12 protein-coding genes are annotated in these 13,744 nt (G+C 42.0%); 8 read left to right on the forward strand and 4 right to left on the reverse strand.

Annotation, left to right across the window (positions count from 1 at the left end; all coding sequences use genetic code 11):
* Positions 1-6 precede the first annotated feature (6 nt).
* Complete coding sequence (locus HGR01_RS03620) at positions 7-696, forward strand: Uma2 family endonuclease (RefSeq protein WP_045872067.1); 690 nt, start codon at positions 7-9, stop codon at positions 694-696.
* Positions 697-921: 225 nt separating this feature from the next.
* Here HGR01_RS03620 and HGR01_RS03625 read toward each other — a convergent pair whose 3' ends face one another.
* Positions 922-2,040, reverse strand: a complete 1,119-nt coding sequence (locus HGR01_RS03625; protein WP_045872068.1) for a ferrochelatase — start codon at positions 2,038-2,040, stop codon at positions 922-924.
* A gap of 207 nt (positions 2,041-2,247) precedes the next feature.
* Between HGR01_RS03625 and HGR01_RS03630 the strand changes: the two genes are divergently transcribed.
* The 7 genes from HGR01_RS03630 (at position 2,248) to HGR01_RS03660 (ending at position 11,165) form a co-directional block, all read left to right on the forward strand.
* The gene (locus HGR01_RS03630; RefSeq protein WP_045872069.1) at positions 2,248-2,481 is read left to right on the forward strand and encodes a hypothetical protein; all 234 of its coding nucleotides are present in this window, start codon (positions 2,248-2,250) and stop codon (positions 2,479-2,481) included.
* Positions 2,482-2,536: 55 nt separating this feature from the next.
* Positions 2,537-3,139: a hypothetical protein gene (locus HGR01_RS03635; RefSeq protein ID WP_045872070.1), complete on the forward strand. Its 603-nt coding sequence runs from the start codon at positions 2,537-2,539 to the stop codon at positions 3,137-3,139.
* A gap of 293 nt (positions 3,140-3,432) precedes the next feature.
* Positions 3,433-4,695 carry an MFS transporter gene (locus HGR01_RS03640; RefSeq protein ID WP_045872071.1) on the forward strand — a complete coding sequence of 421 codons (1,263 nt, stop codon included), beginning with the start codon at positions 3,433-3,435 and terminating at the stop codon, positions 4,693-4,695.
* Between the two features lie 432 nt (positions 4,696-5,127).
* A complete protein-coding gene (gene ilvB / locus HGR01_RS03645) occupies positions 5,128-7,023 on the forward strand; it encodes a biosynthetic-type acetolactate synthase large subunit (RefSeq protein ID WP_045872073.1) in 1,896 nt (631 codons plus the stop codon).
* Positions 7,024-7,348: 325 nt separating this feature from the next.
* Positions 7,349-7,816, forward strand: coding sequence for a tellurite resistance TerB family protein (locus HGR01_RS03650; RefSeq protein WP_045872074.1), 468 nt, complete (start codon positions 7,349-7,351; stop codon positions 7,814-7,816).
* 486 nt (positions 7,817-8,302) lie between these two features.
* A complete protein-coding gene (gene dacB / locus HGR01_RS03655) occupies positions 8,303-9,772 on the forward strand; it encodes a D-alanyl-D-alanine carboxypeptidase/D-alanyl-D-alanine-endopeptidase (RefSeq protein WP_045872075.1) in 1,470 nt (489 codons plus the stop codon).
* A 244-nt stretch (positions 9,773-10,016) separates the two neighbouring features.
* Positions 10,017-11,165, forward strand: a complete 1,149-nt coding sequence (locus tag HGR01_RS03660; RefSeq protein WP_045872076.1) for a cysteine desulfurase family protein — start codon at positions 10,017-10,019, stop codon at positions 11,163-11,165.
* A gap of 200 nt (positions 11,166-11,365) precedes the next feature.
* Here HGR01_RS03660 and HGR01_RS03665 read toward each other — a convergent pair whose 3' ends face one another.
* The 3 genes from HGR01_RS03665 to HGR01_RS03675 all read right to left on the reverse strand — a co-directional run bounded on the left by HGR01_RS03665 (position 11,366) and on the right by HGR01_RS03675 (position 13,601).
* Positions 11,366-12,091, reverse strand: coding sequence for a phycobilisome rod-core linker polypeptide (locus HGR01_RS03665; protein ID WP_045872077.1), 726 nt, complete (start codon positions 12,089-12,091; stop codon positions 11,366-11,368).
* Between the two features lie 309 nt (positions 12,092-12,400).
* Positions 12,401-13,012: a hypothetical protein gene (locus HGR01_RS03670; RefSeq protein WP_045872078.1), complete on the reverse strand. Its 612-nt coding sequence runs from the start codon at positions 13,010-13,012 to the stop codon at positions 12,401-12,403.
* Positions 12,969-13,601, reverse strand: a complete 633-nt coding sequence (locus HGR01_RS03675) for a phycobiliprotein lyase (protein ID WP_045872079.1) — start codon at positions 13,599-13,601, stop codon at positions 12,969-12,971. The genes HGR01_RS03670 and HGR01_RS03675 overlap by 44 nt, the downstream gene beginning before the upstream one ends.
* Positions 13,602-13,744: the final 143 nt, after the last annotated feature.

Here is a 13,744-nt window from a genome sequence, read left to right on the forward strand (position 1 = left end):
GGCTATATGACCACCATTATCTCTACATCAGGAATCACTTATCCCAGCAGCGATGGAGAACCTGTGGCAGAAACTTATGACCATTTATATGCAATTTTAACTACGCTAGAAGTCATCAGACAATATCTTCAAGGTCGTCACGCCACAGTTTTAGCTAATCAATTCTTGTATTATGCCCAAGGTTTCCCTAAATTAAGAGTTGCACCTGATGTCATGGTTATTTATGACGTTGAACCTGGGGGACGAGATAACTACAAAATTTGGGAAGAAAAACAGGTACCAAAGGTAATTTTTGAATTTACCTCTAAAGGAACTCAAGAAGAAGACAAAACCACTAAGAAAAATCTTTATGAAGGCTTAGAAGTAGAAGAATATTGGTTATTTGATCCCAAAGGCGAATGGATTACACAACAGCTGCAAGGTTATCGCTTAAGAGGAGATATTTATGAGCCAATTACCGATAGTTGCAGCCAAGCATTACAACTACGTCTAGCCGTAGAAGGAAAACTGATTGGCTTTTATCGCCTAGATAATGGTGAAAAATTGTTGGTAAATGATGAATTAATTGCCGCACTGAAACAAGAGACTAATAAACGTATAGAAGCAGAAGCACAAGCAGAACAAGAACGCCAACGCGCTGCAGAACTTGAAGCGCTGCTTTCTCGTTATCGAGAACAGTTTGGCGATTTAACCTAAATTCTTGTGGAGAAGCTTCTAGACATAAAAAAGAAGAACGCAAATCAACTGTACTCTCAATACTTGTCGGTTAAGGGGAAAAAGGGGAATGGAAAAGGGAAAAACCTTTAACCCTTAACCTTTCACCTTTTCCCCAAAACCAATTTTGGGTTCAAAACGCTTAACCCATTAGTATTACCAGTACTCTGCGTTCTTCTATCTGCCTTTAAAAACCTTCTCTGCTAATTAATGATGATGGTGATGGTGATGATGTCCATCTAAGTGAGGATTAACAGTTACAGCTTCCTCTGATCTTAATGCACTAATGTGATCCTCAGCCCATTGTGCAGCCATCGCCAAAAACTCTGGATGATCATTAACACAAGCCATTTGCACATAATCCACACCATGATGCTTTTTCTCTAAAGCATGGATAATGTGATGGACATCCAATAAAGTTTCGTGGTTTTCTGTCGCAAAACCAATTGGCATAAATATTACGACTTTGGCACCCAATTGAATCAAGTTACTAGCTGCTTGCTCGGCATTGGGTAGTGTCCATTCAATTAGCGGTGTGTCGTGGTTTAACCAACCAACAGAAATTAAAGGATACTTATTAATCAGCTTGTCCCGTACTAAGTCATATAGTGCTTGACTTTCGACAATCCCAGAGGTAAAGCCTTTCGCTTTGTGGGGACAGCCGTGATTCATCAGCACAATCCCAATTTGAGAAGGGAGGTAGGTTGCTGCTAAATCAGCATTAATTTTTTCTTCTACCAAATGCGCCATCAAATCAATATAAGCTGGCTCATTGTAGAAAGAAGGAATGTAACGCAGTCCTTTTACCCAATGTTCTTCACCTTCAGCCATCTCAGCTAAAGCGTTATTTACCTGTTCGATCGCAATCCCACTAGTAAAGATAGAATCAACCACTAGTAGGGGATAAATCAGAATTTTGTCGAAGCCTTGGTTTTTAATCTCTGCTAAAACTTGTTTAGGTAAAAAAGGCGCGCAGAAGTTAAAAGCTTTGAAAACTTGAACGCCTTCACCCCACTTTTCTTGTAACCGCTTCTCAATTCCAGCCCGTTGCTGTTCAAAAATAGCATTATGTGGGGAGATAAAATCGTGATGCGTATGTCCCCACTCATGACGGTCAAATAACGCCAAAAGCTTTGCTAGGGGTGGGTAAATCCAAGTAGGGACTGGTGCAAATTTTGCTGTCAGTAAATTTAAAGCCTGTTCGTTATAGTTAGCGAAATCTTCGTAGCTTTCGACTTCGCCGTAGCCCATGAGCAATACGGCGACTCTATCTTGACGTGATGATTGCTCGTGGGTATGTTGTACTTTTTCCGGCGTGGCTACCACAGTGAGTTCCTCAATATAACCAGAATGTAGAGAAGTATCAAAGAAATAATTGATTATTTCCCGACTGAGTAAAATAAAATCCCATCCGGGGGGATAGGATAGTTACGAATATCATAACGGAGCAACGCTGCTTATACCTCTACCGTTAGGATCTAGACAAGAAAATTTACTTAAATCAATCAGGATTTACGTAATCAGCACATTTTTGTGTTGGCTGTCAACAGTCAACAGTCAACAGTCAACAGTCAACAGTCAACAGTCAACAGTCAACAGTCAACAGTCAACAGTCAACAGTCAACAGTCAACAGTCAACAGTCAACAGTCAACAGTCAGCAGTCAACAGTCAACAGTCAACAGTCAACAAAACTCAAGAAATTCAACAATTCTTTCCGAGGTGAAATTCTCAGCCAATTGCTTACAATATTAATGTTGTATTTATAACCAATAGGGATTCAGCATTGCTAAACCCTAGCTCTGAACCAGAGACTCAAGATAAATGGATATTATTATTTGCCCTGGAATTCATGAGCCAGAATTGACAGAAAGTTTTATCTCAGGGTGCTTCAATTTCAATAGCGATCGCGTAGCGCTTCTCTCAAGGGGCGATCGCACACCTGCTCAAAATCCAGCTCACAATATTCTGATTTTTCCTGAACAGGGTGTACTGACCGTATCGCCATTGAAAATTTTACAATTTTTACACAATTGCTTAAAGGATAGGTTACAATCGCCCGTGTTCTTCATTAGCTTTAGCGCTGGTGTAGTTGGAGCAATTATCGCAGCGCGGTTGTGGCAACTTTTAGGGGGTACAGTCACAGCTTTTATTGCTGTAGATGGATGGGGCGTGCCACTATGGGGTGATTTTCCCATTCACAGAATGAGCCATGATTATTTCACCCATTGGAGTTCGTCTTTATTGGGTAGTGGGCACAATAACTTCTATGCAGAACCAGCTGTAGACCATTTATCCCTTTGGCGATCGCCCCAAACTATACAAGGGGTGTTAACCGACCAGTCCCTAGGATTGTACCAAAATAGCGATCGCTTAAGTGCCTCTGATTTTGTGCATCTGCTATTACAGCGCTATGAAGAAAAATAGTCCGGAAAATAAACTGGGCAAAGGGGAGTGAGAAATAGGGAAAATTTTCCAAAGGAGCGATAAAAATAAGGAAGATGAGGAAGATGAGGGGATGAGGAGGATAAGGAAGCAAAATAAGTTTTAGCGCCAAGCATGAAAGTGTTTTTCTCCCCCAACTTCCCCTTGTGGTGGGATATTTATCTACTTGAAAGTCCCTAACTCCCTCATCTCCTCCATCTCCCTTATCTCCCTCATCTCTCTTCGCTCCCACTCCCCTACTCCCATCTACCCTAGTCCCCATTACGTAGTATCAAATGTTTCCAACGGAACCTGCTGCTGTTAATAACGGGTTTGGCGCACTGCTGAAAAACCGTAGTTTTATGCTCCTGTGGATTGGGCAACTGGTTTCCCAGTTGGCAGATAAGGTATTCTTCGTTTTGATGATTGCCTTGCTGGAAAACTACCCACCGCCACCAGGATTGGCAGAAAACTCAATGTACTCAACATTGATGGTCTCCTTTACAGTACCAGCCATTTTGTTTGGTTCTGCGGGTGGCATTTTTGTTGACCGCTTTCCTAAAAAGTTAATTATGGTTGGCTCGGATGTGGTACGTGGGTTCTTAACGTTGCTGATTCCGTTTTTACCACGAGAGTTTTTGATACTTTTGATACTAACTTTTGCAATATCAACAGTGACGCAGTTTTTTGCCCCGGCGGAACAAGCTGCTATTCCCCTGTTAGTGCGACGGGAGAATCTAATGGCAGCTAATGCCCTGTTTAGCAGCACAATGATGGGAGCCTTAATCGTTGGCTTTGCTATTGGTGAGCCAATGTTAAGCTGGGCGAAAGATATTCTGGGAGAGGAATACGGTCAAGAATTAATAGTGAGTGGGCTTTATCTGTTGTCGGGTGCAATTATGCAGCCGATTAATTTTAAAGAACATAAGCCAAATCATGAGCATCAGGCTGCACCTCATCTGTGGTCAGAGTTTACAGAGAGTTTGCGTTATTTGAAGAAAAACCGCCTGGTGTTAAATGCCATGCTGCAACTTGTCACCTTATATTGCGTGTTTGCAGCTTTAACAGTGTTGACAATTAGATTAGCAGCCGACTTTGGCTTAAAAGAAAAGCAGTTTGGCTTTTTCTTAGCCGCAGCCGGGGTGGGGATGGTTTTGGGTGCAGGAATTTTGGGACACTGGGGTGTAAAATTACACGGCAAGCCCTTACCCTTAATCGGCTTTTTACTGATGGCGCTAGTTTTAGGCGTGTTTACTTTTACCCACAATCTTTTATTAGCATTGATACTTTGTGCCTTATTGGGTGTAGGTGCTTCCTTAATAGGCGTACCGATGCAAACTTTAATCCAACAACAAGCGCCACCCACGATGCATGGTAAAGTATTCGGTTTCCAAAATCATGCGGTGAATATTGCCCTTTCTTTACCACTAGCAATTACCGGGCCGTTAACTGATATGCTTGGTTTGCGCGTTGTCTTAGTAGCCATGAGCGTGATAGTAGCGGCTGTAGGTGTTTGGGCTTGGAAAAATACTCGGCGAGTATTGCAAGATGTGATTTAGTTGGGATTGGGGACAAATCAATTCAAAATTCGTCTTGTAAAGTTTGCTCAACGGGGGGAACCCCCGCACGCAACTTTCCGCAAAATTCAAAATTCAAAATTACAGAACTCCTGGGGATTGATGTCTGGGGAACTGGGGACTAGAATTGAGTATTTTTATTTAGCAATATTTTTAAGATAGTTAATTTTAGGAAAATACTATTAGTTAGTGTTAAAAATCGTTATTTACTATTTCTTATTTCTAATTAGCCAGTCCCTAGTCACCAATCCCTAATACCCAATCCCTTTTGTCAACAATTCCAGACAAATTATCTTCCTATGGCCTAAGCTGATGGGAAAATTAGATATGAATATAAGGATTTTATTAAACTTTTCTATTAAAATGAAATCTTAATTACAGAATCCAAGCATTAACTTAGCTATTCTCAGAGGTTTGACAGTGCGATCGCCTTCCCGAATCAGTCCCCCCCAAACCGAGAATCACACCCAGCCTAAAACCATCAAGACTGTGGTAACACCGCAACGGGCCTCCGGCGGGTTCGCCCTCTTGGACAGCCTCCAGCGTCACGGTGTTGAGTATATTTTTGGTTATCCCGGTGGCGCAATTTTGCCAATTTACGATGACCTTTACAAGGTGGAAGCAACAAGTGGCATTAAGCATATCCTTGTACGCCACGAACAAGGTGCTTCCCATGCGGCTGATGGCTATGCCCGTGCTACAGGTAAGGTAGGAGTGTGTTTTGGTACTTCTGGCCCAGGGGCGACTAACTTGGTAACAGGTATCGCTACCGCCTACATGGACTCAATTCCCATGATTGTGGTGACTGGACAAGTACCACGGGCCTCAATTGGTACAGATGCATTTCAAGAAACAGATATTTACGGTATTACCTTACCAATTGTCAAACACTCTTATGTAGTGCGTGACCCTAGAGATATGGCGCGCATTGTAGCAGAAGCATTCCATATTGCTAGCACCGGCAGGCCAGGGCCAGTATTAATTGATGTTCCTAAAGATGTAGCCTTAGAAGAATTTGACTATGTACCAGTAGAACCAGGTTCTGTAAAATTACGCGGCTATCGTCCCACTGTTAAAGGCAATCCCCGTCAAATCAATGCGGCAATTCAGTTAATTAGTGAAAGCCGCCGACCGCTATTGTATGTCGGTGGTGGTGCGATCGCAGCTGGAGCGCATGAAGAAGTTAAGGAACTAGCTGAGTTATTCAATATCCCTGTGACCACCACTTTGATGGGAATCGGGATTTTTGACGAACATCATCCCCTAGCTTTGGGTATGTTGGGAATGCATGGCACAGCTTACGCTAACTTTGCTGTGACTGATTGCGATTTGTTAATTTGCGTGGGTGCGAGATTTGATGACCGGGTAACTGGGAAGTTGGATGAATTTGCTTCCAAAGCGAAAGTCATTCACATCGATATCGACCCCGCCGAAGTTGGGAAAAACCGCGTTCCAGATGTACCCATTGTTGGTGATGTGCGAAATGTCTTAAGTGACTTGCTGCGTCGCTGCAAACACACAGGTACAAAAGGTACACCCAACCAAAACCAAGAATGGTTAAACCTGGTTAACCGTTGGCGGGAAGATTATCCCCTCGTTGTACCCCAACATCCCGATAGTATCTCTCCCCAAGAGGTAATTGTGGAAGTCGGTCGCCAAGCACCCGATGCTTTCTACACCACAGATGTTGGTCAACATCAAATGTGGGCAGCACAATTCCTCAAAAATGGCCCCCGTCGCTGGATTTCTAGCGCTGGGTTGGGAACAATGGGCTTTGGTGTACCTGCAGCAATGGGAGCAAAAGCTGCATTCCCTGATGAAGAAGTTATCTGTATCAGTGGTGATGCGAGTTTCCAAATGTGTTTGCAAGAATTGGGTACGCTTGCACAATATGGTCTAAATATCAAGACTATAATTCTCAACAATGGTTGGCAGGGAATGGTACGCCAATGGCAGCAAGCCTTTTACGGTGAGCGTTACTCCTGCTCTAACATGGAAGTAGGGATGCCAGATGTTGAGTATTTAGCCAAAGCCTATGGTATTAAAGGCATGGTAATTCGCAAACGGGAAGAACTCCAAGATGCGATCGCCGAAATGCTGGCGTATGATGGCCCTGTAGTTGTAGATGTACGCGTTACCAGAGATGAAAACTGCTATCCAATGGTAGCCCCAGGTAAAAATAACGCCCAAATGATTGGCTTACCCAAGCAATCACCAAAAACATCTACAGAACCCGTTTACTGTAGCAACTGTGGCTCTAAAAACCTGCCCACACACAACTTCTGTTCTGAGTGCGGGACGAAACTGTAAATATAGTGCTGAGTTGTGAGTGCTGAGTGCTGAGTTATGAGTGGGGAGTCTCACTTATTGTTCAGTAATTTAGTAAGAAGCTTTCTAAATTAGAGGCGCGGAAAGCGTCTGAAAAGCAGAGGATTTTATCCTCTGCTTTTTTTTGGGAAAAAATTTTTAAACAAATTACTAAATTTGTTATTTTTGCAATTTTCGTGGGAACCATAGCTTTCAAGCAGCTGTGTGTAGCATTTCTGGTATGAAATACAAAATTCTTTCCCAATATGCGCCATCAGCAATATAAAGATAAACTGCCCAGCAATCAGGGAATTTTGAAAGGTTAATTATGATTAAACCCAAATTGAGCAACCGTCGTACTAGTAGTTCAGTAGTTTTAGAACCAGAAGTTGCGATCGCAGTCATTGGACTTTTGTCCGCAGCGTCAGATGGTGAGGGAATAACTATAGAAGAAGAGTATGCTTTGAGTGAAATGCTAAGTGGAATTTCCCAATTTGAAAATTACTCTGATGAAGACTACCGCAACTTAACAGACAAAGTTTATAGTTTGCTAGAGTCAACAGCACCACAGGATTTATTAGCACAAGCGATTGATTCCTTGCCCGATCAGGATTATTGCGAAGCTGCTTATATTACTGCGCTTTTGGTAGTAGGGATTGATGAAGAAGTACCTGATTCTGAGCAAGATTATATTTCTAGCTTGCAAGAAGACTTAAATATTTCTGACAAACGCGCAAAACAGATTATCGACGAAATTTTTGGCGAAGATGATGAAACTGAATATGACGATGAATAATAATTCTTTGGCTTTTTGATTATTCAGGATTTACCTAACTAATCCGTTAGTTCATTTGTTCAATTGCAGATTACTCAAGTGTGTAGCTCATGATAGCGTTTAAATTGCTAATCATGAGCTTTTTATTTAAATGATGACGGTTGACGGTTGACTGTTAATATCAATTCCCGAAAATTATGCCCATATCCTAATACGCTTGGGTTGAGCTTATTAGTGATTGATTTGTCACTGATTAAAAAAGCTCTTTCAATTGGGGGATTCTCCCTCAAACCCCCGATTGGGTGACGGTTGCGTCCCCTAAACCCCCTCCAAAATTATTGTTCTGTTTTTTTGTTGAGTAACTAGTTTTTTGGTTTTGTTATCAATTAATTTTCTTAACCCAAGCGTATTGGCCTATATCCTAGCTAAGGAACATTTGAAAAATTTGATTTTCTTAATTTGGAATTTTGAATTGTATTATTATCTAATAGTTTTTAGTATTATGTGATGACTCAAAAAATTACTGTTGGTTTAATGTTACTGCTTCTCGGTACTCAGATTAGTATTAGCCAACAAGCCGCTACCGCCCAAACACCAACACCAATAGCACCAGCATCTACCACTAAAGCCATTTGTCCCGCCCAGTTTGGAACATCTATAGATGCTATAATCAATCGTCCCTCGTTTAATCGAGTCCGCTGGGGGATATTAGTACAATCAATATCATCTGGGCAAACACTTTACAGCCGGGATGCTCAAAAATATTTTACTCCTGCTTCTAATACAAAATTGTTAACAACCGCCGCAGCTTTGCAGCAATTAGGTGCAAATTTCCGAATTCGTACCTCTATTTATCAGAATGCTAATGGAGTTTTGCGTGTTGTTGGTAGAGGAGATCCCAGCTTAAGCGATACTCAATTGCAAACATTAGCCCAGCAATTGCAAAGAAAAGGTATTACTCAAATTAAGCAATTAATTGCCGATGATAGTTATATCCAAGGAGATATAGTTAACTCAACTTGGGAATGGGAAGATGTACAGTCAGATTATGGTGCGCCTATTGGCAGCTTTATATTGAATGAAAATATTTTTAGTTTGAAATTAATTCCACAAACCATAGGTAAACCTTTACAAATTGCCTGGAATGATACTAATGAAGCGGCAAGGTGGCGGATAGTTAATCAATCAACTACAGTCAACAAAAATCAAGAAAATAATATCAATATTACCCGCGATTTAACAGGAACAGTGTTACGTATACAAGGGCAATTATCACAAGATTCTCAACCTTATTTAGCAACCTTACCTGTAGTTGACCCTAACTATTATTTTTTACGCAGTTTTCGGACTGTATTAGCAAAGCAAAATATTACTTTAGGACAAACATTAGTATTAAATAGTGGTAGTAATCAGCAGGAAATTGCGGCGGTAGATTCGCCTCCTTTATCTGAGTTAATTAAGATAACTCTGGAAGATAGTAATAATCTTTATGCTGAAGCTTTACTAAGAGCATTAGCTATCAAACAGCCCAGAGTTCAAAATAAAACTACTGCTGATATTGGCTTAGAAGTTCTTAAAACGAGTTTAACCCAATTAGGAGTTGACCCCACCACTTATTTTTTAGTAGATGGTTCTGGGTTATCACGTCGCAACTTAATATCGCCTGAAGCTTTAGTACAAACTTTGCGTTTAATAGCCAAAACACCAAACTCAGCTATTTATCGTGCCGCATTACCAGTAGCGGGGAAAAGTGGTACCTTAAAAAATCGCTTTCGCAATACTCCTGCGGCAGGAATTGTCCAAGCAAAAACTGGTACATTAACTGGTGCGGTTTCGCTCTCGGGATATGTCAATGGGGCTAAATATGAACCTTTAGTTTTCAGTATTATGGTAAATCAAAGCGAACAACCAGTCAGGAATTTGCGACCAGCCATTGATGACATTGTGGTGTTGTTAACACAGTTGCAACGTTGTTAAGAAAAAAATAATTGGAATCAAGGAAATATTGCCCAAAGAATTTTAAACTTAATGGGGGTTGTGCAAATTCAGGGATACTAACTAGAGCGACAATATAGGTAGTCATGATTATGAACTGGGGAAAGTAGATGAATCATTTTTGTCATTAGTTATTGGTCAAGAATTAAGAGTTATAAATTATTGTTCTCCTATCTTCTTTGTTCCAATTACCCATTACCCATTACCCAGTCCCCAATCCCTTGATATGCAAATATATCTAGATTACAGTGCCACAACTCCCACCCGCCCTGAAGCGATCGCAGTTATGCAAAAAGTTCTCGCTCAACAATGGGGGAATCCTTCCAGCTTACATGAGTGGGGAAATCGGGCGGCGACAATTTTGGAACAAGCTAGATTCCAGGTTGCAGGATTAATTAACGCCTCTGTTCCCGAATCAATTATCTTTACCTGTGGTGGCACTGAGGCGGATAATTTAGCAATTATGGGTGTGGCTCGATTGTATGCTGTGCCGCAACACATAATTATTTCTAGTGTGGAACATTCGGCAATTTCCGAAACGGCGCGATTGCTGGAAATGTGGGGTTGGGAAGTTACTCGCTTACCTGTAGATGCTAAAGGTAGAGTCAACCCCCAAGATTTAACAGCCGCATTGCGTCCTCATACTGTTTTGGTATCGATAATTTATGGACAAAGTGAAGTTGGTACAGTTCAAGCGATCGCAGAACTGGGAACTATTGCCCGTAATCATGGGGTATTATTTCACACGGATGCAGTACAGGTTGTAGGACGTTTACCAATTGATGTGGAAACATTGCCTGTAGATTTACTGAGCTTATCTAGTCATAAAATATATGGGCCTCAAGGTGTGGGGGCGTTGTATGTGCGTCCGGGTGTAGAGTTAATACCTTTATTTGGTGGTGGAGGACAAGAGAGGGGACTACGTTCTGGAACACAAGCTGTACCGATCATTGCTGGCTTTGGTGTAGCAGCTGAACTCGCAGCCCAAGAAATGCCAAAAGAAACACCGCGATTAATTCAATTACGCGATCGCTTATTTGCTCAATTAGTCGATCTACCTGGTTTAATTCCCACAGGCGATAGTGAGCATCGTTTACCCCATCATCTAAGTTTTTGTTTAGAATCCGCCGATGGCGAAAAACTGAGCGGTAAAACTATAGTCAGGCAATTAAATTTAGCCGGAATTGGTATTAGTGCTGGTGCAGCTTGTCATAGTGGGAAACTTAGCCCTAGCCCGATACTTTTGGCAATGGGTTATTCAGAAAAAGCAGCTTTGGGCGGAATTCGTTTGACATTGGGACGTGAAACCACCGCCGCAGATGTAGATTGGACTGCGATCGCTTTAAAGCAGGTTTTGCAAAGATTGACACAGTAGGCAAAGGGTGCAGAGAACATAGAATAAGGGTAAAGAAAAATCCTCTTTTGCACCTCTGCTCCCTCTGCTAGTGATAAATCCCTAGTAGTCTGCCAAAGTTTTTTTGACAGGCGGGGAAAAGGGTAAAGCTTTTAAACCCTTCCCCATTGCCCTTTTCCCTTTACCCAATCTATACCTGTCAATATTTGTGTGTTGAACTACTAGAACGGGCCAATCTGTGGGAACAAGCCAAAATAAGTGAGCAAAGATAAGGTTGCTATTAAAGCCAGTCCAGAACCGACGATTGACAACACCAAATCTCTGTTACGACTACGTAGGAAAGTTTGTAAATTCATGGGTATATAACCTCTGCGTGGTAGTTGATCGCGGTAATCAGTGCCGTAGCGTGCCATGCGTTCAAAGGGTAACTCGCCTCTAGAACGCTGGGGTAAAACCCGCCGCAGTTGGTAAGGAACTGTATGATCACCAAAGTTATCAAGATATTCCTCACTGTTGATCAGCTCTGTAATGAAGCCTGCTATACCTTTAGTAGCAATAACAGTTGACCAAGCAAATTTTTCGCGATCGCTATAAATTCTCCGCCCTAAAACCCTTTGTACACAGATTTCTACAAAGCGGTAATTATTGTTAACATCGTAATTCAGCCTTCTAAAGGAATCGGATAGAACCAATCCGCGAATAAATTCCCTAACTGTGATCATTCCTGTTCTCAGTTGAGATTCTAGAATGATTTGGCGATTACTAGACAGCATTTGCTGTTCATGAAAAATTTGCCGATAAGCTGCCAAAATCAAAGCATCCATTTCAGTAGGTGATGGCAGATTGTCGGTTGTGTGAATTCTGGGTTTTTCTTCACCAGGGATCTCAAAGCCAACAACACGCTGATTTTGAGATGAAGGACTGTACTCCAACAAAGGAATCGACATGATAAACACCTTTACGCTATTCGCTGACATGAAAAAGCACAGCATTGGTCGATCGATTTGAGTCACACTCGATAACCGCAGCTTCTAATTCGCAGCCAATTGACTGCTATCCAAATTCGGAATTTCAAAATTCAGAATAATCTTGTTTGGTAGATTCACCTTGTGATTTGCGAGAGAAAGCAGTAATTCGTAACACTTTATGAGTAATTTTGCTTATCTCTATCCAAACCATAAATTATCCCAATCTCTGGACTGAGCAAGATTTTTCTTCCCCCTGCTCGCTGCCCCTGATTCAATAGTGATGGGATATTAGTCTTCGTTAGCAGTCCCTGATTCTCCTCGCCAAAATGCTAATGGGTTCTGAGTGGGACAGCAATCAGGATAAAATCGCAGGTAAGATTCCATACCAGGTTGTAAAGGAGGCGGCGCAATACCCAATCCCAGGCAGAGGTGAGAGAGCGATCGCGCAAATTGTTCGTGATGACCGGGAGAGCCGACATGAGCATGGGCATATTCATGGACTACTAATCGCAGCCAGTCTGCCGGCACAACTCGTCCCACATCTATCAGGATGGTAATAGGATTTGTCTGAAGATTGCACAGAGCATCAATCCCAAAGGATTGAGCAATGGGAGCAGCAAAAATTTGAATCGTAGGTTGCTCCCAAGGGTGAAAACAATCATGGCAAGCCTGAAGACACTCTTCCAGTTGTTGGTTCACCGCATCAATATGTTCGCAGATCCAGACACACAGAGATTTACGATTTTCTAAATCATACACCACATCTATCATCTCTGCATCAAGGGCTAGACTTCTCACTCCATAGAGATAGTCTAACCCTCGTGTAAAGGGATCTGTGCTGGTGGTGAAGATTAATTTACCAACCGAAGAAGGAGAAGTGTTTTGTGGGTTCAGCCGCATTGTTTATCTGATCGGGAGTCTGATTTGAGAGGTTAGCTTCATCCTGGTTAGAAGGAACCTCTGAAGCATCTGCAACCCGGAATTCGGTACAGAATGTGGCGGTGCTAAAACCACCAAATCTTTTGACTGTACTGCTTCTCATCCGGAGGCTAGGACTCACAAACCAGAATCTCTCAATCGAACTCATGGTTTCATATTCAGTGATCAAGACTAATGCGTCTTCATCATCCATGTGATAGCGTCCTGCAACTGGGACAATTTCCGCATAACCTCGTTCTCGCAGCAGCGATCCTTGACGGGGATTATCAACATCAGGAATCAGAGAAAACACTGTAGAACCTTCATGGTTTTCATCTTCTTTATCCCATCCCATTGCACCCTGCCAAGATACAAAGGCACCACCAATAGCCAACTTGGGGTCAACCTCATGGAGTTGGCAAATCTCGATCACTTTTGGATCGTCGGCAGCAAGGGCTTGAACAATAATCTCAGATTCTCCAGCCTCAGATCTCTTGAAGGCTAGGTGGTGTGTCGTCCGTTGCGATCGCCATTTACCAGTACTTAGTTCAAAAAACTCCATTGCATCCATAACTTAAAAGCAAACTCCAAACAAAAAGTTGAGTATCCCAATTCTTGATCAATTATAAAACTGCAAGCGCCATCCTCATTTCAATAAGGACTAAAGCTGCGTGTCATATTCTTTTCGTAAATATTCTCAAAAGTCAAGGGGCA

It is taken from the genome of Tolypothrix sp. PCC 7712, from assembly GCF_025860405.1.
Lineage (GTDB): Bacteria > Cyanobacteriota > Cyanobacteriia > Cyanobacteriales > Nostocaceae > Aulosira > Aulosira diplosiphon.